Genomic DNA, 24,178 nt, shown 5'->3' with positions numbered 1-24,178 from the left:
CCACACCGGACCAAACCGCTCGCGCGCACCGAGGCGGACGCCGTCCTGGCTCACTTCCGCAATCCCGACGTCTCGGGCGACCGGCGGATCGGCGCCTTCCGGGTGATCGGCAGGACGCCACCTTCCGGCACCAGCCCGGGTACTACCGGATCGCATCGGGGCCGGGCGGCGGCACGCCGTTCTGCACGGCGCTGGACCACTGGGTGAACCTGACGTTGGTTGAGACCCGCAGGTTTCCCGACGACATCGTCCTGGCGCGGTACGAGGTCAAGGGCTCATGGCCCCGACGGCTATCGTCGGTCTCGTGTCACCGGCAGGCGATTCTTCGAAAGCGGCGGGCTCTGACGTGAACGGTGCTGGGGGTGCGGGCCAGGCGTGGTCCGACCTTGCGCCCTACTACGAGCAGGCGCGCAGCCGGGAGGACTCACTCGATCGTCTTGTCGAGTGGCCCGCCCAGCGAGAGGTTCTGGGCGATGTCACCGGACGATCGGTGCTCGATCTTGGGTGCGGTAATGGCGCCAAGCTCGCTCAGCTGGCCCGAGATGGTGCATCCGCCGCCGTGGGGATCGACGTCAGCGGCAACTTCGTCAGTGCGGCGCGCCCCGGACTGGAACTCGTCCAGGGCGACGTGAACGAGCTCGCGTCGATACCGGTGCTTGCCGGACGCAGGTTCGACCGGATCCTGTTCCTGCAGTCATTCGGGTATGCGACCGATCCGGTCCGGACCCTTCAAACAGCGCGGGCGATGCTGACCGACGACGGTTTCATCGTGCTGACCAGGACCCAGCCGATCCGATACGCCCTCGAACGAGCCGAACAGAACGGAACGTCGCTCGGCGAGGAGTACTTCTCGACGAAGTCGTACACCTACCGGACCGCCTGGAACGAGCAGATCGCGCTCACGAAGCGCACGTACACCATCTCCGATCTGCTCAACGTGTTCGGCGCGGCAGGGCTCTGGGTCGAGACCGCGAGCGAGCCGCAACTGTCGGAGGAGGCCCGACGTCGCCATCCGCATAAGCAGGAGTGGATGAACAAGTACCTCGGCATCCTGATCTTCAAACTGCGGGCCCTGCCCGAACGTCCGGCGGATTAGTGGTGCGATCCGGCCGGGACGAACCGCTGATGCGACCCGCGGACCTACGGGTGACCCTGCCTCTCGGACCGCAGATGGGCATGCACTGATTCGAGGAGTCGGTCGACCCGACGGACGGTATCGGCACCGTCGTCGAGGCCGTCTCGATCTCGCGCGCGCCAGTGGCGCACGACGGAGCCGTGGGCGAACTGCTGCCAGGTCAGGTCGATGTGCACGACGCCGAGTTCGGTCGGCAGCAGGTTCCAGAAGTGCTTCTCCTCCTGCTCGCCGGTCCACACCTGGCCTTCGACGATCTCGAACTCGGGAAACAGCAGCTGAAGGACGCGCGAGGTGGGGTAGCACTGACCTAGCGACGGATTGCCGGGCTGATGTGCCTCGAGGTAGGCAGTTGCGGGTTCCCACGACGACTCCAGCGCCTCTCTCACCTGAACCAGGCTGTATCTCGGCATGGGCCCATCCTTGTGTCTGGAAGGCGGGGGAGTGGTCCTGGACGCGGCCGCGCAGTTCCTAGAGTCCGTGCGGGCGGCTGCCTCGGCGGAATCCCGACTGAAGGTAGCCTCCCGCAGCGAGGAGAACCTCGGAGCAGAGTTTGTTCAGCTCGGCGAAGGCGGCTGGGTGCCGGGCTGCCGTCGACGCCCACGCCGCAAGACCGTACGGGTCGTCGTTCGACAGCAGCTCCCGCATGAGCCACTTCCCGGTCCCAAGCCAGCCCCTGTCGGTCACGAGCGAGAGCTCAGAGGCTTCCCGCCACGCCGTGGACGCCAGCACGAACTCCTCGGCCGTCCCGGCAGCGTCGGCCAGGTCATCGAGAGTCGCCGAGAGCGCGTAGCGCCTCAGCGCGAGCTCCGACTCTGCAAGCGGTTCGGGGCCTGCCGCCAGGACTGCTTGGGAGCGTGCTTGCAGATCCCGAGCCAGCGGTTCGCCCACGAGGGGGATACCGTGCCCGATGAGTCGATCCAGGACAGGGCGACGCTCCGCGCGGCCCTTGGCCAGCCAACGCTCCAGCGCGGGCACTCCGTAGACGAACGCCTCGACATGTTGCCCGTCGAAGGTCGTCGTCTCCACGAAGGAAACCTCATCCCAGTCCGCAGGCAGGATCACCAGGACGTCAAGATCTGAACTGTTCGTCGCCTGGCCGGTCGCAGAACTGCCTCCCAGGAACGCCACCCGAGCAACGGGGTATTCCTCTCGCACGAAGGCTTGCGCACGACGCCGAAGGTCGATCATCGCGTCAGTCTGCCATCGCCTGCAGCGCCGAATCTGGGCAGTTCAGAGCCAAGGCCCCGTGCCCCGGGTGTCCGCCGGCCCTACGGGAGGAGGAGTCCAGGTGCGCCGCACGGCGTTCCCGCAGGCCATGGCTGTACCGATCGGCTGTCAGGCAACGATCTCGACACGTGCGCCGACAGCCTCGTAGGTTCCACGCGCCCGGGCGTCACGCGTCGCTAGCGTCAGCCCCTCTTCACATGCGGCGGCACCGACCAAGCCGTCATAGACGGCACCGCCGGCGACACCGCGGCTGGCCAGCTCCCGATGAATATCGCGGAACGACGCCACGTTGAGCGCGACAGCATCGCCAAAGGCCTCGTCGATCAACGTCACCGCATCCGCGGGCTCCACCCGTGCATCACCCGGGAGTCGTGTCAGCACCGAGTACGTTTCAGCGAGCGCATGGCCACTCAGCACCAGCAGCCGATTCTTGGCCCACGCGCTCACGGCCGCGTGGGCGGTATGCGAGGACACCAACAGGGGAACCGCCACGCTGGTGTCAACCGCCGTGGCGCTCACCGACGACCCGAGTCGATGAGCGCGAACATCTCATCGTCGGTGACCGCAGTCTCGCTCGTCGCTACCAGTCGCCCATCGGCATCGCGCTCAAGCCTCGCCGTACGGCCGCCGGGTACGACCTGCACACCCGAGCCGTATACGGAGATGTCGACTGTCGTACCAGGTGTCAGCCCTAGCGCATCTCGTAGCGCCTTGGGTAGCAAGAGACGGCCGCCGGAATCGATCGTCGCCTTCATGGGATTAGGCTACCACTTGCATCCCATTCGTGGCCTTCGTCACGGCCGAGCACATCGACGGGGAGGGCCGGGACGCGGCTGGTGGAGACCGAGCGGGGGACGCTCGCCGACCGCATCCGGACGATGGCTGGTACCGGAACGTCGGCGTACCACACGCCGTTCGGGCTCAGCTACGACTGGCTGCCGTCCGGGGGCTGAGGCGATTCATGAGCTCCAACACGAGGATGAAATGACATAATGTACATTATCGGCGAGGCAGCACCAGGAGTAGAAGTAGCTGCGACGAGCTCTACCGCGCAACTACGTCTGGGGCCTGATGGTCGAGCACGAAACCCTGCCACGTCGCGACGACCTGACGCCTCTGACCACAACTAGCGTCCCACGGCTGAACTCACTATCGGTGGAGCTTGCCGGCGTGATGGAAGAGACGGTTGAAGACATCGTAGACCCGCGGTTGACGTCTGCTTCAACTATCGATAACTTTACTGGACATGATGCGTGCGATGTAGAACCAGGAATCAATGGATTGCACCTCGTCGGAACGCCCGGACGCGGAGTTCGTCTCGACAATATCTATGCACCCGAACCAACTGGGAACGAGTCTATATGCGGAAGTATTCGATGAGGCGCTGCTTAGCATTGGCTACTAGCCTCGGCATCCTCACGTCCGCGACAACTGCTTGTGGCCCGTCGAATCGGGAGGAAGCTCGCACGTTGGCGGTCGCCAGCCTGGGCGCAGAGTACTACCAGGCCCTTGGCTGCGTTCAGTCGGAGATAGGCGTCGTGGATCCGAGCAATGATCTGGCGGAGTCATTGAGCGGCTGTGCTGAGACTGACTACGTCAATGCTGATGCGGAGCAACTTGCAGGCGCGAGGAGCGACGATAATACATGGATTGCATCGATTGAAGCGGTTGGTGACCGCACTCTGCTTGAGTTTGCGTCTGCCAGTTACGGCCAGATTGACGGTGTTACCGGGGCGATTCATTGGGCTGTCGTGTGTTGGAGTCTTGAGGTTGATGAGACGCAGCGCGAGGTGGGTTTGCCCACGGACACAGAGTGTGGCGCAGTCGCTGACGCCCTCTGTCCTCCGAAGGCCAAGGAATTTGTTGTGATAGCCGACCTACCGCAAGGATGACACCTCCACTCAATCGACAAGCGTCGAGTCAACGCGCGAAGTCAGAGAGTTCGGCCCCGGCTGTGCCTCCGTCAAGAAATGGATCGGCTTGGTTCTCGAGGAAGTAGTCGCCGTCGACGAAGGCGGCGGCGTACGGCATCTCCACGAACGAGCGCAGCACCTGGACGGCCTCGGCTGCGCCGTCACAGCAACTGGGCGTACCCGGCTCCCCCGGCAGGGCACATCCACGGCTCCAGCCTGCGAAGCAGGTTCAAGTCCGTCTTCAGCACGCGCGCAGCCCGGCTAGGGACACGCGCGAGCTGATCAGACTTGGGCCAGTGCCGATCATCGCCGACGCGCTCGGCTACCACCCGTCCACGATCGAGCGGCATGCGATCGGCTCCACGAGCGTGTACTCCCAACACGTCGCGGCGAAGCGCGAGCTGGCCTGACTCGAACGGCGTGCAGGACGAAGAAGAAATAGCACGGAACAACTGCCGACTCCGCTGTTGCACCGTCCCCGGTCATGACAGAACAGGCGGTGGGACCCCCTCCAGGAGTGCAAGGGACTTCCCGTTCAACTAGCGTGCGCAGGATGGACGACCGCGCGTACTTCGAGTTGGGCGATGAGGAGCTCACCTCATTCCAACTCAGTTTCCTGGCCGCCCTTCGGGACCTACTCGACGGCCGTCTTCGCCCGTACTGCGCTGGTTTCGGCGACGATGCCCTCCTAGTCGCACTGGACGTCGACGCGCCTGAGGTCGCCCTAGTGAATGTCGGTCTGGAGCTCCGGGGCAACCAACTGCGAGGAGACCGGATCAGCGTCCACGATCGCTCCTCCTTCCCGCCTACACCAACTCGCGATGGATTCGTTCTAGAGGGTGACCCGCGCGAGCTCGCTGCCCGAGGATGCGAGCTGCTCACCACCTACGCCCGTCGGCCCGTTGTACTCCACGAGTGGCTGCACCGACGCAAGGTCTACGCGACTTGCCACCTCTTCGAGGACACAGGAGAAAGGCTGGCCCAGATGTACCGAGGCGACTGGGCGCCGCGGGGACTAGAAGCCAAGCTTGTCGCGAAAGGCTTTGTCAACGATGGCGGCTGGGTCCAGATTGCAGGCCTCGGGAAGCCCGACCGTGTGACCTTGGTCCGGGGCACCCGATGAGGCACTCTCGGGGTCAACCACGCGCAGCCCGAATCTCCTCTTGTCATGCCAGGGCTCGGCCGACCTTCGTACTCCGGCTCAGCAACTCCCGTTCCTGCCAGTTTTCTAGCGCGAGTTGCATCTGATGCAAGAACCGGTGCCGGGATGACGCAGTCGATGCCATTCAGCAACGGCCGGTGGCAGACAGGCTGGCCCGATCCGCACCCCGTGCGACGCGGCCAGTTGGGCTAGCATCGCCGCATGGAGGCAATGGTCGTCGACCCGCGGGACACTTCCTGGGAGAGCGCGACAGCAGATTATCGCGTGTTTGTCGACTTCAAGGGAACTTTCACCGCATACGACCTGAGTGCCGTGGCCTTCGTTGAAGCCGTTTCATGGGGGGACACTCGAGCCCGTGCTGGTTCTGAAGTATCGATCGCACTGAAGATTTCAAATTCTCAGGGTAAAATCGGACTGATCTGGCTGACTTGATCCTTCTTCGCGAACGCGACACTCGCGCGAATATTGACGTGCGAGTGCCACGTCGAGTCGCGTCACCCAGAATCCTCGACCATGTGCCCCCGGTGGTACCTATTGGCGGCGTGTACAATGCGCAGCTCGTTCCATTGACTGAAACCGTCCTCGTTTCATTGCTGGTTCTCAATTGGCTCCAATCCGCATTCGGCGTATCATCCATCGTCGATGGCGTAATCCAAGAGCAAGCCGCAGCAGGGCCTGCGACCGACGGATGTAGACATCGAATTGGCTGCGGGTGCCACGGTGGCGCCTTCAATGAGCACGTACATTCAATACGACTACCGCTGACCCCAACTGCAGTGACAACTGCGCGATACTAGAATCTTGCCGTCGACAACCCCGTCAACACTGACATTCGGCTCGTTCAAACTGAGTGATTCGCTTTAGCACAACGTCGGCATTCCGCACTGCCGCCCCCCGGGGGACCGGTTCGCAGACATGCGCCGAGACTGCGAGCCTCAGGGTTTGTGGCACCGAGCGCTGGCCGAGACGCCCGCCTTTCCTCGGAGCTCAGGTGAACACGCCCGGCCTGCCAGTTCCCGGCTCACCGCCTCCTGCCCCTGCCAATTAGGAAGGTTGGGCCGGGAGCGATGATGCGAACTCGTTTCAACCGGTGTTGGCGAGCAGGCGTTCGACGCCGGGAAGAGCGCTTCGCGTCACGCCGGAGCGCCGAGCGGCGGGTGCTCGAGCACGCGGGGCGAATACTCGACAAGTTGGGTGCGGCCGTCGAAGGTGCGGTGCTCGATCATCTCGAGGGCGATGTCCGGATACCCGTCGTAGATGCGTTCCGCGCCCGTGGCGCCGGTGATCACCGGGAACATCACGACCCGGAAACGGTCGACGAGTCCGGCTCGTAGCAGGGACCGGCACAGGCTGAGGCTGCCGATCGTGCTGAGGAGACCCGAGCCGGTGGACTTCATGACGCGGACCGCCTCGACGGCGTCGTCACGGACGAGCCTGGAATTGGCCCAGGTCAGTGGCTCCTGGAGTGAGGACGAGAACACCACCTTGGACGCGCGCGTGAGTTCGTCCACGGACGCCTCTTCCTCAGGCCTGAACTCGTCCAGCCCATCCGGGACCTCGCCGGCTGAGAAGCCCGACATCAGTCGGTAGGTGTTCGCTCCCATCAGGTAGGTGACCTCGGGTTGCTCGCCGAGCCACGCGAGGTACTCCGGTCCTTCGAGGCCCCAGAACCCGGGCCAGCCCTGCCCCGACGCGTAGCCGTCGAGCGAGGTGATGAAATCGACGAGAAGCTCCGACATGGCGGTGTCCTTTCTGCGGGTGTCACACAGTTGGACCGGCCAGGAGCCACGAACTCATCGGCCGCGCCGGCGCAGACTCACTCCTGCGCCGTGAGTCGCAGACCGCCGTTGGCGAGCGCCTCACGTGCCCACCCCACCACTTCGTGAGCCACCTGCTCCGGTGTGGATCCGTCCGTGTCGATGACGTGGACGGGCCAGCGCGGGTCGCCTCCGGACCATTGCGTCCACCGCTCCCATCGCATCGGGGTGGGACTGTCACCGACGATGACCTCGGGGCGGTGGGTCGGATCCAAGGCATGTCCGTGGAACCACTCCCCGAACGCAACGTGGTGTCCGATGGTGTCCTCGGGCTCGTGTCGCTGACTCAGTCGGGCGCGCCTCACCTCCGGTGAGCAGTGCAGCACGCAGGCGGCGATGCCATCGAGGCGATCGGCCGACGGCACGGCCAGCAGTTCGCCGATCGGAACCTGACCGCACAAGAGCGTGTGGCGGCCCTCGTCCTGGGCAGCCAGGGCTCGCTGGACCCACTGCTCGGTCACAGCGTGCCGCCAGGCCGTGTCGGCATCCGGAGGTACGCCGACCGAGTCGAACTCGAGACAGGTCACGCTCTGATGCCACTCCACCTCGGCGAGGTACGCCAGCGTCGTCGACTTTCCCGCTCCGCTGGCGCCCGTCAGTGACAGCAGCATCAGATCACCCGTCGATAGAGGACACGCGTGACGTGGTGCCACCTCGCCGGGCGAGGCGTTGCCGGAGAACCTTCTCGTCCAGTTCGACCGCGCGGTCGGACAGTACAAGGTCATCTTCGAGGACACCGACTCCAGCCGCTGGAAGGTCACACCGGAGAACAGCGATGAGGTCCGCGCCGAGTTGCGTCCTCGCCTCTAGAGGCACTACTGACCGTCCGGGTCGCTCAGGTCCAGGTCGACCATGAGTTCGTCGGCGATCGGCTCGAGTGCCCGGCGCACCACATCGAGGTGCACGTCGTTGGCGAGCGTGATGACGGCGTCGGCCTCGAACAACGATCCACCGCCCTGCGGCGCGTCAGGGGTCCACGAACGAAGTTCGCGGATGCTCACATGCTGCTCGGCGAGAGCGGCCGTCACCTGTCGGACCATCCCGGGACGGTCCAGTCCGACCAGGTGCATCCGGACCTCGGAGCCCTCCACTCCCCCGCTCCCCACGGGGCTCACCTCGACATTCCAGCCGATCTCCTGCCGCAGACGTGCGCAGGCGGAGGTGAACTCGGCGACGCCCTCGGCCGGCAGCTCGACGAGCACGATCCCGGCGAACTTGCCGGCCAGGCGGGAGAGTTGGCTGTCGAGCCAGTTCCCGCCGTGGGTCTCGACAGTTCCCGCCAAGGCTGAGACCAAGCCCTCGCGATCATCCCCGACCGCCGTCAGCACCAGTTGCGTCATGACATCACGCTAGCCGAGAGCGCAGCGCCGCTCCAGCCGGCCGGAGCTGGAACCGTCGGCGGCAGCGTGCCCGTTCAGGCTCCGCAGTTGATCACACAGAACAGGTTGCCATCCGGGTCGGCCAGGACCACGAAGTCCGCGTCCGGCGGATACTCCCAGTCGACCCGCCGCGCACCGAGCGCGATCAGTCGCTCGACCTCGGTGCGCTGTTCGTCCTCGTCCGCGGCCCAGAGGTCCAGGTGCGTGCGGTCATCCTCGTCCAGGTGCAGTCTCGGTGCATGAGGATCGGTCGGCACGAGGAAGTCAGGATTGGCCGCCGACTCGTAACCCAGGGCCTGACTCCAGAATGCGGCCGCGCGGCGGCGGTCGGAGACGTTCAGAACGATTGCTCCGATGCGAACCATGTGCCAAACGTAGGACTCGCCGGCCCGCTGCCGCAACGCGGGTGCACCTGCAACCCACCGCCGGGAACCTGTACCGCGTCGGGGGCGCCGGAGCGTGAGAGGGTTCCGAGCATGTCCGACGATGCGGCCACGGTGATCCTGCGACCGATGACCGACGGGGACGTGCCCCAGGTCATCGCCGTCCAGGAGCCCGGCACGATCGTGATCCTCGAGACGGTGTTTCCACAGGATGCCTTTCCGTTCCCCCGCGATGACATCGCGCGACGATGGCGCGCGGAGATCGACGCACCGGAGATCGACGCGTTCGTCGTCGTGGACCGTGCTGAGGTGATCGGATTCGCCGCCATCAGGCACGAGGAGTTCCTCCACTTCGGGATCGCTATCGAACGCTGGGGCAGCGGAGCCGCCCAGCGTGCCCACGCCCAGGTTCTCGAACAGATGCGCCACCACGGCGTCACTCGTGCCTGGTTGCGGGTCTTCACCGGCAACAGTCGGGCCCGCGCGTTCTACGAGCGGCTGGGGTGGCGCTCGACGGGCGACCGCACGTATAGCACCTTTGCGCCGAACCCGGAGCTCTTGCGCTACGAGCGCGATGTGGACGCCGCCGCGGAACGCAAGGTCTGACGCCCTACTCGTCTGGCGACCGGTACCAGGTCGCCGTCGATTCCTGCTCGAACCCGACGCCCAGATACAGCGAGCCCGCGGCCTCCGTCTCGTAGGAGACCTTGATCCGTTCGGCACCCCTGGCCACGAGGCGGTCGACCCCGGCAGACACCATCGCCCGGGCGAGGCCACGTCGCTGGAACTCGTCCTCGATGCGCACGGGTTCCACGAGGCCGACCAGGGTGACCGGGTCGAACCAGAACAAGGCATACCCGGCGAGCTGCCCGCCGGTGGACTCCACGGCGAGATCGAGTTCCGGGTCGTAGAGCGAGCACTGCCCGAGTCGATCTGCGACGTCGTCGCCGTTGCGCTCACGCATGGGGTGGGGGGCCTCCGGCCGCTGGGTGCGATCGGTGAGCACGAATCCTTCGGCCGGCCGCGGCACGGCGGGCCGGTCGACCGGTGCCATCCAGGCGGTGCGGTCATGGTCCCCGGGCGTGAGCGCCGAGCGGTTCGCGAGGGCCACGAAGGTCGCGTCGTCATCGCGCACGGGTACCACGAACCCGTTCGACCCGTGCGTCGCGGCGTGATCGAGGGCTCGGTCCCAGACGAACTCGGGGGAAGGCCCGGTCGTGCCGGGCACGACGACCGGGTCGCACTGCCAGGTCCGGCCACCCGCCCAACTCGAGAGCAGCACGCCGGCCAGGGGTCCGTCGTCGTCGAACCAGAAGACCCTTTCGACGTCGTCGGAGCTCCGTGGGCTGCGCCACCACCACTGGACGTCCGCGGCCTCCCAGAGGCCCGCCGTCGGATCGGCCCGTCGGGCGCGCTGTAATAGGCAGGTTGCCAGTTCCTGGGCTCTTTGACCGGTGGCACGGAGCTCCCTGACGGACACGTCACTCTCCTCCCGATGGGTCACTTCCTCGCTGGAACGTACCGGTGCGCGCCTCGTGAGGGCTCGTGAATATGGTCGCCGGGCACGCCTGCACAGGCGGGTGCCTCGAGTCGGTCTGCGACGATGATGGGCGTGACCGAATCCACACATGAGGTCGAGGTGCGGCCGGCTCGCCCTGACGAACTCGGCCAGGTGGCCTCCCTGCGGTGGCACTGGGTCCACGGCCAGCCCTACGGCGGCGCGAACCTGCCGAGTCATGACGACTATGTCGCAGCCGCCGTCGCCTGGGCCCGCGCCCGCGCCGACTCGCACGTCGCATTCATCGCTCGGTCGTCGGACGCAGCGGTCGGCATGGCCTGGCTGGCCCTTCTCGAACGCGTCCCGGCGCCGGACCGGATGCAGCGAGTCAACGGCGACCTGCAGTCCTGTTACGTGCTGCGGGAGTTCCGCGGACGCGGCATCGGGAACCGGCTCGTCGCAGCGGTCCTGCAGGAGGCCGGCCGCCGCGGGTGTGAGCACGTGACCGTCCACGCATCGCCTTTGTCGGTGCCGATGTATGAGCGTGCAGGATTCGAGCACAGTCCCGAACTGCTGTGGAACGTCCCCGACGGAGCGTGAACCGGCAGGTTCGATCCGGCCCCGCTCCCCTGCGCCCAGGTCAGGAGGCGGGCTCCGGCTCCGGCTTGACCTCGACGATCTGCACGAGGTTCCCGCAGGTGTCGTCGAAGACCGCGACCACGGCGGTGCCGATATCCGTGGGCGGCTGGGTGAAGGAGACGCCATGCTCGCTCAGGCGGACGTGTTCGGCCCCGACGTCGTCGACGGCGAACTGGACGAGCGGGATGCCATCCTCGACGAGCGCGTCCCGGTACGCGCGTGCCGCCGGGTGGTCCGCGGGCTCCAGGAGCAGTTCGGGACCGTCCGGAGCCTCCGGCGAGGCGACCGTCAGCCAGAAGTTGTCCCCGAGCGGGATGTCGTGACGCTTGGTGAAGCCGAGGACGCCGGTGTAGAACTCCAGCGCGGCGCGCTGGTCGTCGACGAAGATGCTGGTCAGTTCGATCCTCATGATGGGGTCCCTGGTCCGATCGGCCACCGCCGTGTGATCTCCGCGAGCGGTGCTGGGGTGAAGTAGTGGTATTTGGAGCGCCCGCGGCGTTCGGTCCTGATCAACCCGGCCTCCTCGAGGACGCCGAGGTGCTGGGAGATCGCCTGGCGCGTCAGGCTGACGTCATGTCGGGCCGCCAGGACCGTGCAGATCTCGAAGAGGGTCTGCCCGTCGCGCGCCGCCAACTGGTCGAGGACGAGACGCCTCGTCTCGTCGTCGAGGGCACGGAACACATCGACCACGCGACCAGCATAGGCAAGCGGCATCTTGCATGTCAAACGTCGAGGTCACGAACCCCACGTAGATGTGATCGATGCCGTCCTCACCGGGCTCGTCGAGGTCCGGCTCCCGCCTGAGCCCGACTTTGAGTGCGACCCTCGCACTCCCCCGATTGGCCGGACGCACTCGCACCACCACCGGCAGCGACGGGTGCAGGGCGCGTGAGCGTGCCACCGCCGCCCGGGCCGCCTCCGTGGCATAACCCATGCCCCAGGCGCTCGGATCGAACCGGTAGAGCAGGTTCATGATCGGCCGGCTGCCGAGGGTCATCGACTTCACGCCGCGGACCCCGATGATGCCCGAGTCGTGCCGGAGTGCCACCATCCAGTAGCCGATCCCATGGTCGCGCCACTGTCGCTGCCAGCGGGCGAGCAGGTCCCGGGCCTGGACAGCATCGGCGAGACGGTCTCCCGGGTTGTGAAGGATCGACAGGTCCTGCTGATGCAGCTGGAGGATCGAAGGAAGGTCGTGCTCCGTGGGCACTCGAAGCACGAGCCGTTCCGTGCGGAGCTCGCGGTCGGCGCCGCCGGGCTCGGATACCCCGACCAATGACCCCAGCTCACCGTCCCAGCCGAACCCCGGCGTCAGGCCCGCTTCGCGCAGGGGCCGGAAGACCAGCCGGAACACCATCCCGGAGTCATCGGTCCCCGCGCTCACGATGTGTTCCCACCGGTCCGGCGTCGTCAGCGGCGCACGTAGCCGGTAGTAGTGGCGCACGCGGGACGGCGCGGCCTCGTCATGCCAGATGTGGGAACCGAGGTACTCAGCCGGGCCCGACACGCGCAGCCCGGTCTCCTCGAGCAACTCCCGCACGGCCGCCTGAGCCGGCTCCTCACCCGGGTCGACGCCGCCGGCCGGAACCTGAACGCCGGCGTCCGGGTACTCGTGTGTGTGCTCCAGCACGAGGATCTCATCGGGCCGACGGGTGAGGTAGATCAGGGCCTTCTCACGCCAGCCGTGGCGGCGAGCCAGGTCCCTGGCACGGTCGAAGGTGACCCTGTCCGAGGCGGTAGGAGGCATTCCTGAACCGCATCCAGCGCATCGCTGCCGGATCCAGCCCACGACGCTCCGCCCGCAAGGACCACCGTCGGTCTCAGGAGACCAGTTCTGCCTCGCCCACGTAGTCGGCGAGGTGCTCCCCCGTCAGCGTCGACCGCTGTGCCACGAGCTCGGCCGGCGTGCCCTCGAACACGATCGTTCCGCCGTCGTGCCCTGCCCCCGGCCCGAGATCGATGATCCAGTCGGCGTGCGCCATGACCGCCTGGTGATGCTCGATGACGATCACCGACTTGCCCGAGTCCACGAGCCGGTCCAGCAGTCCCAGCAACTGGTCGACGTCGGCCAGGTGCAGGCCGGTGGTGGGTTCGTCGAGGATGTAGATATCGCCCTTGTCACCCATCTGGTTGGCCAGCTTCAGGCGCTGCCGCTCGCCACCGGACAGCGTCGTGAGCGGCTGCCCGAGGCTCACGTACCCGAGGCCGACGTCGTCCAGACGCACCAGGATCTTGTGGGCGGCCGGGATGCGAGCCTCGCCGTCGGCGAAGAACTCCTTCGCCTCGGCGACCGGCATCGCGAGCACTTCGCTGATGTCCCGCCCGCCGAGGTGGTACTCGAGAACCGACGCCTGGAACCGCTTGCCCTCACACTCCACGCAGGTCGTGGCGACGCCGGCCATGATGCCGAGGTCTTGATAGACCACCCCCGCTCCCTTGCACGCCGGGCAGGCACCTTCGGAGTTCGCGCTGAACAGGGCCGGCTTGACGCCGTTGGCCTTCGCGAACGCCTTCCGGATCGGCTCGAGCAGTCCCGTGTAGGTCGCGGGATTGCTGCGCCGGGAGCCCCGGATCGCGGTCTGGTCGATCGTCACCACGCTCTCGCGCCCGGCGACCGAGCCGCCGATCAGCGAACTCTTGCCCGAGCCGGCCACCCCGGTCAGAACGGCGAGCACGCCGAGCGGGATGTCGACATCGACACCCTGCAGGTTGTTCGTGTTCGCTCCGCGAACTTCGAGAGCGCCCGACGGCGTCCGTACCGAGTCCTTGAGGCTCGCCCTGTCGTCGAGGTGCTTGCCGGTGATGGTGCCGCTGTGGCGCAGGCCGTCGACGGTGCCCTCGAACATGACCTCGCCACCTGCGGTGCCGGCGCGGGGCCCGAGATCGACCACGTGATCGGCGATGCCGATCACCTCCGGCTTGTGCTCCACGACGAGAACGGTGTTGCCCTTGTCCCGCAACTGCAGCAGCAACCGGTTCATCCGCTGGATGTCGTGGGGGTGCAGGCCGACACTCGGCTCGTCGAAGACATAGGTGACATCCGTCAGAGAGGAGCCCAGATGGCGGATCATCTTGGTCCGCTGCGCCTCACCGCCGGAGAGGGTGCCCGAGGGCCGCGCCAGGCTGAGGTAGCCCAGGCCGATGTCGACGAACGAGTCGAGGGTCTCCCCCAGCGACTGCAGGAGCGGCCCGAGGGAGGGCTCGTCGAGCCCCCGGACCCAGTCGGCCAGGTCGCTGATCTGCATGGCACACGCGTCGGCGATGCTGATGCCCTCGATCTTCGAGGAGCGGGCCCCTTCGTTGAGGCGGGTGCCGTCGCACTCGGGGCAGGTCGCGAACGTCACGGCCCGTTCCACGAACGCCCGGATGTGTGGCTGCATGGAGTCGACATCCTTGGCCAGGAACGACTTCTGGATCTGCGGGATCAGCCCGACGTAGGTGAGGTTGATGCCCTCGACCTTCAACTTCGTGGCCGGCTTGTAGAGCAGGTTGTCGAGTTCCTTCGTGGTGTACTCGCCGATCGGCTTGTCCATGTCGAACCAGCCGGAGCCCCGGAAGATCCGTCCGTACCAGCCGTCCATGGAGTAGCCCGGGATCGTGAGGGCACCGTCGTTCAGGGACTTCGTCTCGTCGTAGAGCGCACTGCGGTCGAAGTCGGTGACGGAGCCGCGGCCCTCGCAGCGTGGGCACATACCGCCGACGACGGCGAAGTCGCGCCGCTCCTTGACCGTCTCACCACCGCGCTCGAACGTCACCGCGCCGGCGCCGCTGATCGAGGCGACGTTGAAGGAGAAGGCCTGCGGCGAGCCGATGTGCGGGTCGCCGAGCCGGCTGAACACGATCCGCAGCATCGCGTTCGCGTCGGTGATGGTCCCGACGGTGGACCGGGGGTTGGCGCCGATGCGTTCCTGGTCGACGAGGATCGCGGTGGTCAGCCCCTCGAGCAGGTCGACCTCCGGGCGGGCCATGGCGGGCATGAAACCTTGCACGAACGCGCTGTAGGTCTCGTTGATGAGTCGCTGGGACTCCGCCGCGATGGTGGCGAAGACCAGAGAGCTCTTGCCGGAGCCGGAGACCCCGGTGAACACCGTCAGGCGCCGCTTGGGAAGGTCGACGCTGACGTCCTTGAGGTTGTTCTCGCGGGCTCCGTGCACGCGGATCAGGTCGTGGCTGTCGGCTGCGTGCACGGCGGTGTTCATCGAGGTCTCCAACGGTCGTCTACTTGCTCTCGAAGATGCGGACCATGTTGCCCGACGGGTCGCGGAACGCCGCGTCCCGCACCCCCCATGGTTGCTCGGTGGGCTCCTGGACGACCTCTCCGACGGGTCCGGCCTGCACCCGCTCGAAGGTCTCGTCCAGGTCCTTGGTGGCGAGGTTGATGCTCGCGTAGGTGCCCTTGGCCATCATCTCGGCGATGACCTTGCGCTCGTCCTCGGTGATGCCCGGGTCGGCGGCCGGCGGGGTCAGCACGATCGAGGTGTCCGGCTGTCCCGGAGGGCCCACGGTGAGCCAGTGCAGGCCCTGGTACTCGACGTCGTTGCGAACTTCGAAACCGAGCGTGTCCCGGTAGAACGCGAGCGCGGCCTCGGGGTCGGTGTGCGGGAGATATGCGTGGTGAATGGTGATGTCCATGAGCCTCACGCTAGTTCCGGCGCCCTCGCGGGCGCTTCTCGATTCCTGATCGGTCTGGCGACCTTCTTGGCGATGCACGCGGGGATGCCGGCCGGCGGGCCGGCCTCCTCGCTGCGGTAGGTGCTCGGTGGCATGCCGACCAGCTCGGTGAACCGGGTGCTGAATGTGCCGAGGGAGGAGAACCCGACGGCGAAGCACACCTCGGTCACGGAGAGCTCTCCGACGCGCAGGAGCGCCATCGCGCGCTCGATCCGTCGGGTCATCAGGTAGCTGTAGGGCGACTCGCCGAAGGCGGCCCGGAACTCGCGGCTCAGGTGCCCCGAGGACAGGTACTCGGCCCGCGCGAGGGCCTCGACGTTGAGGGGCTGGGCGTACTCGCGGTCGATCCGGTCGCGGATGCGCCGCAGGCGTTTCAGATCGTTCAGCCGCTCCGCCTCATCCTTGGACACTCAGGAGATCCTGCCACGTTCACCCGTCCTTCCCAACCCGGGGCGGCGACGGCGGTGAGCACCGCTGATGGTGCCGGACCGGTCGCCGGACAGCCGCGTCAGGACCTCCTCGAGCCCGCGGTGGTAGGCGTAGGCGCGCGGGTAGCCGGAGTGGGCCATCACGCCGAACAGGTACCCGGCCCGGTCGCGCTCCTCGGCGCCGCGGTCGATCTCGTTGCCGGCGTAGGAGTGGACGGGAAGCCCGAGGGGGTCGGTGCGGCGCCAGAGGTTCACCCACGCTGGTTCGCCCGGCCGGGGCCCGCGCAGCAGGGCCACGAGGGTGTGCGCGCCCGCCCCGCCCTCGAGTGGACTGGCCGCGTCGCGGTGCCACGGATCGGCGCTCACGTAGGAGGGCGCCCGGCACGGCGGGCTGCCGGTGGCCGGGTGGCCGAGCAGTTCGGGGAAGTAGCGTCCGAAGAACCCGCGCACCTGGGTGCCGTAGGTCAACAGGCCGATCCGGGCGGAAGCCGCGTCCCGCGGGCGCGCGAGCAGTACGGCGACGGCCAGCACCGCCCCCAGGGAGTGTGCCGAGAGCACCACCCGGCGCCGTTCCGGCGGGACGAGGTCCCGTGGGTCGTCCGACGCCGGGGTCGGCGCGAACCACGCGTCGATCCGCCCCCGCAACTCCGGAACCACTCGCTCCGCGTAGCAGGGTGGTCCGAACGGGTGGGCGGCGCGGGGCAGGAAGCAGATCATGTCCCAGAGGATCCCGAGGGGTCGCGCGCCGCCACCGATCGAGCCGGCCAGCATCGCCCCTAGCAGCGCGACCGCTGCGGCTCCCACGGCGGCGACCGCCCAGGCGGTCACGTCCGCCGGCAGCGCCCACGGAGGTAGCGCGAACCCGACCAGATCCACGCCGACCACCGAGGTGTCGGCGGTGCCGTCCGCGGCGGCTCCCGTCCCACCCGGCGGCCCGGGCAACCCGGGCGACCTGGTCAGCAGGGTGAGGACGAGCGCGAGGCCCGCACCACCCGCGAGCCACCCGACGACCGGCTCGGCGCGCTGGATCGCCGCGGCCACCCGCCGCGACCGCTCGACCTGGGTGGCCGCCGGACCATAGCCGGAGCGATCCCCGTCGCCGGCCCGCGCGTCCGCGTCTCCCCCGGCCGCGGACCCGGTCCCCGCCCGGCCCGTCCCGTTCGGTGTCCCCGTCCCGTTCCGGGTCGCTGTCCCGGTCCGGGTCGCCGTCCCGTTCCGGTTCCCTGTCCCGTCCCGGGTCCCGGCCTCTGGCCCGGTGCCAGGGCCGGTCCAGGTCCTCGGGGCACCGGGCACCCGCCGGGTCCCGAACACCGCGCGCAGCGCGGGTGGGATCACCGCCAGCACGAAGACGGCCAACGTGACGAGCGTCGCGAGCCCGAATTCGGCGTAGGCCTGCGGCGCCGCCAGGGCACCCGGCCAGCCCGCCTGCGCCCGGGCCAGATCGCCGATCGGGGCGAGCTCCGCCGTCGGGAGCATCAGCGCTGAACCAGCCGCGACGGCGAACGGTGCGCGTGGCCCGGAACCGTTCAGGAAGGTTTCCGTCCCGAGCACGACGAGCGTCGAGAAGATCATCGCCGCGCCCGCCGCCAGGAGCAGCAGGACACCGGGTGCACCGCCGGACCAGCCCTCGCCGGCTCCGGGGGGCCGGCGCAGTGCCACGACCACCGCCGCGACCAACGTCAGGAGCGCGAGGATCCCGCCACCGAGCAGCAGTCCGGCCCAGTCCGCCGTACCGCGCAGCAAGGCGAATCCACCACAGCCGAGCGTCCCGATCGCCAGCAGCGGCACCCACAGGCCCGGCCGCAGGCCGCCACGCCACCCCAGTGCCGCGACCGCGATCCCGAGGAGTACCGCGACCAGCACCACGGGGACCGCTTCGAGCCCGGCGTACCCCGCAGAGGCCTGACGGTCCTCGGACCGCCAGGTGACCAGCAGCGCACCCCCGAACACCGCCAGGGCGCCGAGCAGGAGCCAGCCGGACTGGAGCCGCCGGGTCCGTCCGGCGCTGCCCACGTCCGGGCTCGCCTCGGATCCGATGCATACCCGGGCGATGGTCCAGGCCAGGACCACCACCGCGAGGGCCCCTAGGCCGGTCAGCAGCGGCCGGGTGCCGGCGAGCCGCGCGCCCGCGTCGAGGCATGCGCCGGTCGGCACGCTCGCCAGGCTCCGACACGCCGCCACGGGACCGAGCACGCCGTCCCAGGCGAGGACCGCGGTGAGCAGCGCGGCCGCGGCCGCGAGGTGCAGCCGAGCAGTGGTGACCGTCAGCAGCCGGTGGCCCCAGAACCCCGGGGTGGCCAGGACCGGCACCCCCGAAGCCGGACCCACCACGGGCCGGACCCGCCGGGGCGCGATCGGGATCGGCCCGGACTCCCCCGGCGGCACCGGGACCGTTCCGCTCCCTCGGATCCCGCTCCCGTCCGAATCCGGCCGGCTCGCGTATGTCGCCGACATCCGCTCCTCGTACCGGACCTGACCGGTCAGGGAGATCAACCAAAGCGCCAGCACGGCCGCCAACGGCACCAGGGCGAACACCACGGTCCGCGCACCCGGTTCCCATCCGGCCAGGGCCTGCAGGAATCCTGGCAGCTGCGCGCAGGCGAGACCCACCTCGACCTCCGTGCCGACACCCGGGGCCGCCACCGACTGCGCGGCCGGGAAGCACTGCCCGGCGAGCAGCCCGAGGGTCACCGACGCCGTCGACGCCGTGAAGAGCAAGGTGAGCAGCAGGGAGAACACCCGGATGCTCGCGGCGCCGTTCCCGGCCCGCCAGCCCGCGGACGCATCCGGTAGCCGCCGGGTCCAGTACGCCACGTTGGCGAGTCCGAACGGGACCAGGACGGTCCAGCCGACCCGGATCAGGCCCCGGGCCAACGATCCGATCAGACCCCATCCGGGGATGGCGGACAGTCGGGCCATGGCGCCCCAGGAGTAGGCCTCGCGGCGGGTGTCCGGCCGGATGGCGTGGACGTCGGCCGGCGGTAGGGCGCGATCCCGTTCGCTCGCGGCGGTCGTCGGCACCCAGAAGCTGCCGAGCGCGTCCCCGCGCGACTGCTGGATCTCGGCCGGAGGCAGGTCGAGGAGCACCGCCGGGGGCGTGTTCCCGATCCCGTGCACGCGCAACTCGAGCACCGACACGGGGACCCGCTCCGGTCGGCCGTCCCGCCCGGTCCGGCACCTCTTGCGCATCGTCACGCTCCCGACCTGGTGATCCGCGCTCGTCGGAGTGTCTGTGCTGCGAATCTAGCGTGCCCCTCCGACAAGGGCAGCCGGTGCGAAGCGCCCGGCCGTGGCGCACCGGTCACCGGCGGGCCACCACACGCACGGGCGAATGTCGGTGGCCGCCCGTACCGTGCTCGGTATGGACATCCTCATGATCCCCGGCTTCTGGCTCGACGGCGCATCCTGGGAGGCGGTGGTGCCACACCTCGAGCGGGCCGGCCATGCGTGCTTCCCGCTGACGCTCCCGGGCATGGAGTCCCGGGACACCGACCGCAGCCAGATCACCCTCGCCGACCACATCGCTGCGGTGGTCGCGGAGATCGACGCCCACCCCGAGGCTCCCGTGGTGCTTGTGGGGCACTCCGGCGGAGGCGCCGTCGCGTACGGCGCGGTCGACGCACGACCGGACCGGGTGGCGCGGGTGATCTACGTGGACAGTGGACCGTCGGGCGAGGGCGCGGTCATCAACGACGAGTACCCGACGGTCGGCGGCGAACTGCCGTTGCCGGACTGGTCGGTGTTCGAGGATGCTGATCTCGTCGGCCTCGACGACGCGCTCCGAGCCGAGTTCCGAGCCCGGGCGATCCCCACGCCCGCGCACGTCGCGCAGGATCCGATGCACCTGACCGACGAACGGCGCCTCGACGTTCCGGCCACCGTGATCGCGTGCGAGTTCCCGTCGGCCATGCTCAAGGACTGGATGGCTCAGGACCACCCGTTCGTGCGTGAACTCGGGCGGCTCCGCTCGGTCGAGTACCGGGACCTGCCGACCGGGCACTGGCCCCAGTTCAGTCGCCCGGACGACCTGGGCGCGACGATCGTCGACGCCCTCGCGACTGACTGAGCGACCGGGCGTCACGCCGGGAGCACCTCGATGTCGGTCAGCCTGGGCGGCGGCCGCGCACCACCGTGGCACCGACCTCGTCGTCGGTGAGCACCTGCGCGACGAGGCCGTGCCCGGAGAAGATGCGGGCCGCCGTCGGGCCCTGCGCGCTGCTCGTCTCGACGAGCAGGTACCCGCCGGGCGCCAACCACCGACCTGCCCCCTCGGCCAGCCGACGCTGCACGTCGAGGCCGTCGGGCCCGCCGTCCAAGGTCACGTGTGGCTCATGGTCGCGCGCCTCGGGAGGCATCCGGGCGATCGCGTCGGTCGGTACGTACGGAGTGTTCGCGACGAGCACTCCGACGCGTCCGGTCAGGTCAGCGGGCAGCGCGCCGAAGAGGTCCCCGGCGTGAACCTGTCCGCGGCCGGCCAGGTTGCGCCGCGCGCAGTGCACCGCCTCCGGCTGGATGTCGGCGGCGTGCAGGTCGAGGCCGGGGACCCGGGCCGCGAGAACGGCGGCGATGGCCCCGGCGCCGCAGCACAGGTCCACAGCCACGTCGCCGGGCCGCAGCAGGGCGGCGGCGGTCTCGGCCAGGAACTCGGTGCGCGTGCGCGGGACGAAGACCCCCGGCTCGAGGAGGATCCGCAGCCCCGCGAAGGCGGACCAGCCGAGGATCTGCTCCAGCGGCTCGCCGCCGGTGCGCCGAGTGACGAGCGTCTCGAGGTGGACGGAACCGGTCGCGGCCTCGTGCAGCAGGTGAGCCTCGTCCTCGGCGAACACGCACCCGGCCGCCCGCAGCCGCAGCACCGTTGCGGCCTCGGCGGTGTTCGGTGGGCTCACCGAGTGCACCGGCTCGGGTCAACGGACGCCACGTCGGGATTCCAGGGCCACCTCATATGATCCGTCATACACGAATGTTGCCTCGGCGTAGCTGAAGGCGAGGGTCTCCTCCAGCACGTCCGGCTCGCCCCCGGGCCGTAGGTGGTACTCGATGATGTTGGCTCCCGTCATCGTGATCACGAGGTAGTCGGACGTCTCGCCATCGACGGTCCGGCGCACCGCGATCAGGGCCTCGGGGAAGACCTGGTTGCGGAAGAGTGCCTGCTTCAATGCCGCAGACGACCGGTCGTAGCGCTTCACGACCCGGATCGGTTCGAGGGTGACCCGGCCCCGGCGCGCTCCCCCGGCCCCGCCGTCGATCGGTGCGGCCATGCCGAACTCGATCCCGTGCAACTCGATCTCGTCCTCGTGGCCGTCCCGGGCGCTCTCGCCACGGATGTCCTGGATCCTGAGATAGCCCTGGATCGCCATGACCGCCTCCTCGACCGCCGATCGTGGATGTCGTCGGCGACGGCAGTGGGGCCGTCGGCGGTCGAACACCAGTATGACCACTGCACGTCCACAGGCGGGCTGAAGTGCCGCCCTTTCCACAGGCGGCTGACGAGCCCGGGACCGCGGGCCCGACCGAGGCCATCGTGGCCGGATGAGCGAGCGCGGGCACGAGCAGCGGCGAAGCGAACCTGAGACCGTCGAGCTGTGGATCGAGGAACTGGCCCACCTCGACCTCGGCCACCTGGGTGATGAGGATGACGACCTGGGCGGTGACGACGATGACCTCTGGGACTACGTCGACGACGACGTTGACGACGACGACGACTACGGCGACTGGTCCGTCCCGGACGTGACCGAACCCTCCGCAGCCACCTCGGCCGGAGTGCACGTCCCGATGCCCGGTCCGGGGGTGGCGATCCCGGACGACGCCGCCCTGCTGGCGGTGCTGACCACGACGACCAGCGCCCTGATCGTCGAGGGCTCACCATCGGTGTGGTGCTTCGTGATGGACGGACGGGACACGATGACCGATCTGCTGCTCCTGCTGGGTGAGCGCGGGCAGCGGCCCGAGCGGGCCCACCTGGACCGGCTGTTCGCGGAGTTCCGGGAGGCGGCCCAGGGCCCGGACCGGGTGCCGGCCAGCCTCGTCATCGCGATCGCGCGGCCCGATGGCGGCGACCGGGGCGGTTACGAACGCCTCTGGCACACGGCCGTGACCGCGGCGGCCACCCGCCACCAGGTCACGTTGCGGGCCGTGGCTGCGCTCGGATCCCGGCGGGCGAGCCTGCTCTGAGCGCTCCTGGGACCCGTGACAGGCACGCCCCTCGCGCCCTAGTCTTGGCTCGACCAGGGAGTGACGATGTCGTTCATCACCAGAGGCTTCGGCGGACGCAGTCGGGACCGGGACGAACGCCTGCCCCCGGGGCAGACCCTCGTGCACGACTTCCCGGTGCTCTCCGCCGGTCCTACCCCCGAGGTCGACACCGCCGACTGGGCCTTCACGATCCACACCGAGACGGGCGTGGACCATCGCTGGACCTGGGACGACCTCATGGCGCTCCCGATCGAGGACGTCTCCACCGACATCCATTGCGTGACCCACTGGTCCAAGCTCGGCACCAGTTGGCGCGGCATCGCCCTCGACACCCTGTTCGCCGATGTCGAGACCGGCTACGACTACACGATGGCGCACAGCTACGGCGGCTACACGACGAACGTACCCCTCGACGACCTGCTCGACGGTAAGGCCTGGGTCGCCTTCGAGTTCGACGGTGAACCGCTCCCGGCCGAACACGGCGGGCCGGCCCGCCTGATCGTGCCGCATCTGTACTTCTGGAAGAGCGCGAAATGGGTGCGCGGGCTCGACATGATCGAACGGGACGAACCGGGATTCTGGGAGCAGAACGGCTACCACCTGCGTGGCGACCCGTGGAAGGAGGAGCGGTACTGGTGATCGCACGGCCGCGCAGCGCGTGGCACGTCGCGACTGTCGTCAGCACCCGCCCCGAGACGCCGGGCTCCGCCCGCATCGATCTCGACGTGGCCGGCTGGCCGGGCAACGAGGCGGGCCAGCACCTCGACGTGCGCCTCACCGCGCCCGACGGGTACACCGCCACCCGCTCATACTCGATCGCGTCGTCCGGGGGGTCGACGCGCGTCGTGCTGGCGGTCGACCGGGTGCCGGACGGCGAGGTCTCGCCCTTCCTGGTGGACGAGTTGCGCGTCGGCGACCGCGTCGAGGTGCACGGGCCGCTGGGCGGGTTCTTCGTGTGGCGACCGGACCCGATCACGGCCGGGGCTCCGAGTCCCGGCCACCGGCGTGACCCGGATCCCTCCGCAGCGCCGCGACCGGTGCAACTGGTCGGCGGCGGATCCGGGGTTGTGCCCCTGTTCGCGATGGCCTCCGCCCACGCCGCCGCACGCGATGCCACCCCGTTCCGGCTGCTGTACTCGGTGCGCTCGCCCAGCGACCTGTTTTTCGCCGACGAACTGGCGGCGCTGGCGACCGGCGACCCGGAACAGCCGGGTGCACTGCGCGTCGACCTCGTCTACACGCGGCGAGCACCTGACGGCGATCCACGGCCGGTGGGCCGCATCACCCGCGAGCGTCTCGAGGCCACGGTCCTGCCCGCCGGTGCGGCGCCGCGGGTGTTCGTCTGCGGTTCCACCGGGTTCGTCGAAGCCGTCGCATCCTGGCTCCTCGAACTGGGCCACCGCGCCCAGGACATCCGCACCGAACGATTCGGAGGCACCTGATGCCGAATGCAGCCCCGCCCCACCTCGACGGGAACGCCCTCGCCGGTCCGTTCGCCGAACTGCTCGGAATCGACGTGACCGAGGCCAGCGGACGCTGCGCCGGCTGCGGCGCGGTCGCCGAGGTCGCCCGTGCGATGGTCTATCGCAGCGGTGCGGGCAGCGTGGTGCGCTGCGCCAGCTGCGGCGAGGTGCTGGCCGTGCTCGTCCAGTCCCCCGATCGCGCCTGGCTGAGCATGCGCGGGCTGACCGCGATCGAGATGCGCCGGGGCTGAACCCGCCGCCGGTACGAACG

Annotated in this window: 31 protein-coding genes; 12 read left to right on the top strand and 19 right to left on the bottom strand. The window is 68.8% G+C overall.

Annotated features, from left to right (window positions below; translation table 11 throughout):
- Window positions 1-277: 277 nt before the first annotated feature.
- Entirely contained in the window at window positions 278-1,096 is an 819-nt protein-coding gene (locus tag EXU48_RS13430; protein ID WP_133108175.1) for a class I SAM-dependent methyltransferase, read from the top strand.
- A gap of 44 nt (window positions 1,097-1,140) precedes the next feature.
- Here EXU48_RS13430 and EXU48_RS13425 read toward each other — a convergent pair whose 3' ends face one another.
- The 4 genes from EXU48_RS13425 to EXU48_RS13410 form a co-directional block, all read right to left on the bottom strand.
- On the bottom strand, window positions 1,141-1,545 hold the full coding sequence (locus EXU48_RS13425; protein WP_133108174.1) for a YunG family protein: 405 nt from the start codon (window positions 1,543-1,545) through the stop codon (window positions 1,141-1,143).
- A 58-nt stretch (window positions 1,546-1,603) separates the two neighbouring features.
- Window positions 1,604-2,323: a nucleotidyltransferase domain-containing protein gene (locus EXU48_RS13420; RefSeq protein ID WP_133108173.1), complete on the bottom strand. Its 720-nt coding sequence runs from the start codon at window positions 2,321-2,323 to the stop codon at window positions 1,604-1,606.
- A 147-nt stretch (window positions 2,324-2,470) separates the two neighbouring features.
- Window positions 2,471-2,881: a PIN domain-containing protein gene (locus tag EXU48_RS13415; RefSeq protein WP_133108172.1), complete on the bottom strand. Its 411-nt coding sequence runs from the start codon at window positions 2,879-2,881 to the stop codon at window positions 2,471-2,473.
- The gene (locus EXU48_RS13410) at window positions 2,878-3,117 is read right to left on the bottom strand and encodes an AbrB/MazE/SpoVT family DNA-binding domain-containing protein (protein WP_133108171.1); all 240 of its coding nucleotides are present in this window, start codon (window positions 3,115-3,117) and stop codon (window positions 2,878-2,880) included. The genes EXU48_RS13415 and EXU48_RS13410 overlap by 4 nt, the downstream gene beginning before the upstream one ends.
- Before the next feature lie 714 nt (window positions 3,118-3,831).
- Between EXU48_RS13410 and EXU48_RS13405 the strand changes: the two genes are divergently transcribed.
- Window positions 3,832-4,254, top strand: coding sequence for a hypothetical protein (locus tag EXU48_RS13405; protein WP_133108170.1), 423 nt, complete (start codon window positions 3,832-3,834; stop codon window positions 4,252-4,254).
- Window positions 4,255-4,282: 28 nt separating this feature from the next.
- Here the strand turns inward: EXU48_RS13405 and EXU48_RS25340 are convergent, their stop codons facing one another.
- Window positions 4,283-4,414: a hypothetical protein gene (locus EXU48_RS25340; RefSeq protein ID WP_268958169.1), complete on the bottom strand. Its 132-nt coding sequence runs from the start codon at window positions 4,412-4,414 to the stop codon at window positions 4,283-4,285.
- 414 nt (window positions 4,415-4,828) lie between these two features.
- Between EXU48_RS25340 and EXU48_RS13400 the strand changes: the two genes are divergently transcribed.
- Together EXU48_RS13400 and EXU48_RS13395 are read left to right on the top strand one after the other, a co-directional pair.
- Window positions 4,829-5,398, top strand: coding sequence for a hypothetical protein (locus EXU48_RS13400; protein ID WP_133108169.1), 570 nt, complete (start codon window positions 4,829-4,831; stop codon window positions 5,396-5,398).
- A 240-nt stretch (window positions 5,399-5,638) separates the two neighbouring features.
- Window positions 5,639-5,869 (top strand): hypothetical protein, encoded by a 231-nt coding sequence (locus EXU48_RS13395; protein WP_133108168.1) that lies wholly within the window; start codon window positions 5,639-5,641, stop codon window positions 5,867-5,869.
- Window positions 5,870-6,570: 701 nt separating this feature from the next.
- Here EXU48_RS13395 and EXU48_RS13390 read toward each other — a convergent pair.
- Window positions 6,571-7,176 (bottom strand): dihydrofolate reductase family protein, encoded by a 606-nt coding sequence (locus EXU48_RS13390; protein ID WP_133108167.1) that lies wholly within the window; start codon window positions 7,174-7,176, stop codon window positions 6,571-6,573.
- 77 nt (window positions 7,177-7,253) lie between these two features.
- A complete protein-coding gene (locus EXU48_RS13385) occupies window positions 7,254-7,865 on the bottom strand; it encodes an AAA family ATPase (RefSeq protein WP_133108166.1) in 612 nt (203 codons plus the stop codon).
- A 58-nt stretch (window positions 7,866-7,923) separates the two neighbouring features.
- Between EXU48_RS13385 and EXU48_RS24520 the strand changes: the two genes are divergently transcribed.
- Window positions 7,924-8,064 (top strand): hypothetical protein, encoded by a 141-nt coding sequence (locus EXU48_RS24520; protein ID WP_165962808.1) that lies wholly within the window; start codon window positions 7,924-7,926, stop codon window positions 8,062-8,064.
- 5 nt (window positions 8,065-8,069) lie between these two features.
- Here EXU48_RS24520 and EXU48_RS13380 read toward each other — a convergent pair whose 3' ends face one another.
- Window positions 8,070-8,594 carry a glycine cleavage system protein R gene (locus tag EXU48_RS13380; RefSeq protein ID WP_133108165.1) on the bottom strand — a complete coding sequence of 175 codons (525 nt, stop codon included), beginning with the start codon at window positions 8,592-8,594 and terminating at the stop codon, window positions 8,070-8,072.
- Window positions 8,595-8,668: 74 nt separating this feature from the next.
- Window positions 8,669-8,998, bottom strand: a complete 330-nt coding sequence (locus tag EXU48_RS13375; RefSeq protein ID WP_133108164.1) for a VOC family protein — start codon at window positions 8,996-8,998, stop codon at window positions 8,669-8,671.
- A 111-nt stretch (window positions 8,999-9,109) separates the two neighbouring features.
- On the opposite strand from EXU48_RS13375, the gene EXU48_RS13370 reads away from it, so the two are divergent.
- Entirely contained in the window at window positions 9,110-9,622 is a 513-nt protein-coding gene (locus tag EXU48_RS13370; RefSeq protein WP_268958168.1) for a GNAT family N-acetyltransferase, read from the top strand.
- Between the two features lie 4 nt (window positions 9,623-9,626).
- Here EXU48_RS13370 and EXU48_RS13365 read toward each other — a convergent pair whose 3' ends face one another.
- Window positions 9,627-10,496, bottom strand: coding sequence for a GNAT family N-acetyltransferase (locus EXU48_RS13365; protein WP_165962807.1), 870 nt, complete (start codon window positions 10,494-10,496; stop codon window positions 9,627-9,629).
- Between the two features lie 132 nt (window positions 10,497-10,628).
- Here EXU48_RS13365 and EXU48_RS13360 point away from each other — a divergent pair, with 132 nt between their 5' ends.
- Complete coding sequence (locus tag EXU48_RS13360; protein WP_165962806.1) at window positions 10,629-11,114, top strand: GNAT family N-acetyltransferase; 486 nt, start codon at window positions 10,629-10,631, stop codon at window positions 11,112-11,114.
- Window positions 11,115-11,154: 40 nt separating this feature from the next.
- On the opposite strand, the gene EXU48_RS13355 is transcribed toward EXU48_RS13360, so the two are convergent.
- From EXU48_RS13355 to EXU48_RS13320, 7 genes are read right to left on the bottom strand one after another with little or no spacing between them, the layout of a single operon-like run.
- On the bottom strand, window positions 11,155-11,562 hold the full coding sequence (locus tag EXU48_RS13355) for a VOC family protein (protein ID WP_133108161.1): 408 nt from the start codon (window positions 11,560-11,562) through the stop codon (window positions 11,155-11,157).
- The gene (locus EXU48_RS13350) at window positions 11,559-11,834 is read right to left on the bottom strand and encodes an ArsR/SmtB family transcription factor (protein ID WP_133108447.1); all 276 of its coding nucleotides are present in this window, start codon (window positions 11,832-11,834) and stop codon (window positions 11,559-11,561) included. Before EXU48_RS13350 ends, EXU48_RS13355 begins: the two co-directional genes overlap by 4 nt.
- Entirely contained in the window at window positions 11,725-12,942 is a 1,218-nt protein-coding gene (locus tag EXU48_RS24790; protein WP_207947729.1) for a GNAT family N-acetyltransferase, read from the bottom strand. The genes EXU48_RS13350 and EXU48_RS24790 overlap by 110 nt, the downstream gene beginning before the upstream one ends.
- Before the next feature lie 31 nt (window positions 12,943-12,973).
- Window positions 12,974-15,352 (bottom strand): ATP-binding cassette domain-containing protein, encoded by a 2,379-nt coding sequence (locus EXU48_RS13335; RefSeq protein WP_133108160.1) that lies wholly within the window; start codon window positions 15,350-15,352, stop codon window positions 12,974-12,976.
- 19 nt (window positions 15,353-15,371) lie between these two features.
- Window positions 15,372-15,785: a VOC family protein gene (locus EXU48_RS13330; RefSeq protein ID WP_133108159.1), complete on the bottom strand. Its 414-nt coding sequence runs from the start codon at window positions 15,783-15,785 to the stop codon at window positions 15,372-15,374.
- Window positions 15,786-15,790: 5 nt separating this feature from the next.
- A complete protein-coding gene (locus EXU48_RS13325) occupies window positions 15,791-16,234 on the bottom strand; it encodes a helix-turn-helix transcriptional regulator (protein ID WP_133108158.1) in 444 nt (147 codons plus the stop codon).
- Window positions 16,235-19,447 (bottom strand): hypothetical protein, encoded by a 3,213-nt coding sequence (locus EXU48_RS13320; protein ID WP_133108157.1) that lies wholly within the window; start codon window positions 19,445-19,447, stop codon window positions 16,235-16,237.
- A gap of 166 nt (window positions 19,448-19,613) precedes the next feature.
- On the opposite strand from EXU48_RS13320, the gene EXU48_RS13315 reads away from it, so the two are divergent.
- The gene (locus EXU48_RS13315; protein WP_133108156.1) at window positions 19,614-20,318 is read left to right on the top strand and encodes an alpha/beta fold hydrolase; all 705 of its coding nucleotides are present in this window, start codon (window positions 19,614-19,616) and stop codon (window positions 20,316-20,318) included.
- 37 nt (window positions 20,319-20,355) lie between these two features.
- Here the strand turns inward: EXU48_RS13315 and EXU48_RS13310 are convergent, their stop codons facing one another.
- Together EXU48_RS13310 and EXU48_RS13305 are read right to left on the bottom strand one after the other, a co-directional pair.
- Window positions 20,356-21,138, bottom strand: a complete 783-nt coding sequence (locus EXU48_RS13310) for a putative protein N(5)-glutamine methyltransferase (protein ID WP_207947728.1) — start codon at window positions 21,136-21,138, stop codon at window positions 20,356-20,358.
- Between the two features lie 18 nt (window positions 21,139-21,156).
- Window positions 21,157-21,609, bottom strand: coding sequence for an Hcp family type VI secretion system effector (locus EXU48_RS13305; protein WP_133108154.1), 453 nt, complete (start codon window positions 21,607-21,609; stop codon window positions 21,157-21,159).
- 172 nt (window positions 21,610-21,781) lie between these two features.
- Between EXU48_RS13305 and EXU48_RS24785 the strand changes: the two genes are divergently transcribed.
- The 4 genes from EXU48_RS24785 (at window position 21,782) to EXU48_RS13285 (ending at window position 24,158) form a co-directional block, all read left to right on the top strand.
- Window positions 21,782-22,423: a hypothetical protein gene (locus EXU48_RS24785; RefSeq protein ID WP_207947727.1), complete on the top strand. Its 642-nt coding sequence runs from the start codon at window positions 21,782-21,784 to the stop codon at window positions 22,421-22,423.
- A 66-nt stretch (window positions 22,424-22,489) separates the two neighbouring features.
- Window positions 22,490-23,083 (top strand): sulfite oxidase-like oxidoreductase, encoded by a 594-nt coding sequence (locus EXU48_RS13295; protein ID WP_133108153.1) that lies wholly within the window; start codon window positions 22,490-22,492, stop codon window positions 23,081-23,083.
- Window positions 23,080-23,886, top strand: a complete 807-nt coding sequence (locus tag EXU48_RS13290) for an FAD-binding oxidoreductase (protein WP_235857013.1) — start codon at window positions 23,080-23,082, stop codon at window positions 23,884-23,886. Before EXU48_RS13295 ends, EXU48_RS13290 begins: the two co-directional genes overlap by 4 nt.
- The gene (locus EXU48_RS13285) at window positions 23,886-24,158 is read left to right on the top strand and encodes a DUF6510 family protein (RefSeq protein ID WP_133108151.1); all 273 of its coding nucleotides are present in this window, start codon (window positions 23,886-23,888) and stop codon (window positions 24,156-24,158) included. The genes EXU48_RS13290 and EXU48_RS13285 overlap by 1 nt, the downstream gene beginning before the upstream one ends.
- Window positions 24,159-24,178 lie beyond the last annotated feature (20 nt).

Source organism: Occultella glacieicola, assembly GCF_004353825.1.
In the GTDB taxonomy this organism is placed as follows: Bacteria; Actinomycetota; Actinomycetes; order Actinomycetales; family Beutenbergiaceae; genus Occultella; species Occultella glacieicola.
Note: the sequence above shows the minus strand (reverse complement) of the source record. Positions and strands in the feature narration are given on the sequence as shown.

Bases quoted from the DNA above. Each gene is read 5' to 3' on its own strand.
- EXU48_RS13430 (WP_133108175.1), top strand. From the start codon at position 278: ATGGCCCCGACGGCTATCGTCGGTCTCGTGTCACCGGCAGGCGATTCT.
- EXU48_RS13390 (WP_133108167.1), bottom strand. From the start codon at position 7,176: ATGTCGGAGCTTCTCGTCGATTTCATCACCTCGCTCGACGGCTACGCG.
- EXU48_RS13425 (WP_133108174.1), bottom strand. From the start codon at position 1,545: ATGCCGAGATACAGCCTGGTTCAGGTGAGAGAGGCGCTGGAGTCGTCG.
- EXU48_RS13355 (WP_133108161.1), bottom strand. From the start codon at position 11,562: ATGAGGATCGAACTGACCAGCATCTTCGTCGACGACCAGCGCGCCGCG.
- EXU48_RS13400 (WP_133108169.1), top strand. From the start codon at position 4,829: ATGGACGACCGCGCGTACTTCGAGTTGGGCGATGAGGAGCTCACCTCA.
- EXU48_RS24785 (WP_207947727.1), top strand. From the start codon at position 21,782: ATGAGCGAGCGCGGGCACGAGCAGCGGCGAAGCGAACCTGAGACCGTC.
- EXU48_RS13370 (WP_268958168.1), top strand. From the start codon at position 9,110: ATGTCCGACGATGCGGCCACGGTGATCCTGCGACCGATGACCGACGGG.
- EXU48_RS13305 (WP_133108154.1), bottom strand. From the start codon at position 21,609: ATGGCGATCCAGGGCTATCTCAGGATCCAGGACATCCGTGGCGAGAGC.
- EXU48_RS13395 (WP_133108168.1), top strand. From the start codon at position 5,639: ATGGAGGCAATGGTCGTCGACCCGCGGGACACTTCCTGGGAGAGCGCG.
- EXU48_RS13335 (WP_133108160.1), bottom strand. From the start codon at position 15,352: ATGAACACCGCCGTGCACGCAGCCGACAGCCACGACCTGATCCGCGTG.
- EXU48_RS13410 (WP_133108171.1), bottom strand. From the start codon at position 3,117: ATGAAGGCGACGATCGATTCCGGCGGCCGTCTCTTGCTACCCAAGGCG.
- EXU48_RS13375 (WP_133108164.1), bottom strand. From the start codon at position 8,998: ATGGTTCGCATCGGAGCAATCGTTCTGAACGTCTCCGACCGCCGCCGC.
- EXU48_RS13380 (WP_133108165.1), bottom strand. From the start codon at position 8,594: ATGACGCAACTGGTGCTGACGGCGGTCGGGGATGATCGCGAGGGCTTG.
- EXU48_RS13330 (WP_133108159.1), bottom strand. From the start codon at position 15,785: ATGGACATCACCATTCACCACGCATATCTCCCGCACACCGACCCCGAG.
- EXU48_RS13315 (WP_133108156.1), top strand. From the start codon at position 19,614: ATGGACATCCTCATGATCCCCGGCTTCTGGCTCGACGGCGCATCCTGG.
- EXU48_RS13420 (WP_133108173.1), bottom strand. From the start codon at position 2,323: ATGATCGACCTTCGGCGTCGTGCGCAAGCCTTCGTGCGAGAGGAATAC.
- EXU48_RS13285 (WP_133108151.1), top strand. From the start codon at position 23,886: ATGCCGAATGCAGCCCCGCCCCACCTCGACGGGAACGCCCTCGCCGGT.
- EXU48_RS13385 (WP_133108166.1), bottom strand. From the start codon at position 7,865: ATGCTGCTGTCACTGACGGGCGCCAGCGGAGCGGGAAAGTCGACGACG.
- EXU48_RS13295 (WP_133108153.1), top strand. From the start codon at position 22,490: ATGTCGTTCATCACCAGAGGCTTCGGCGGACGCAGTCGGGACCGGGAC.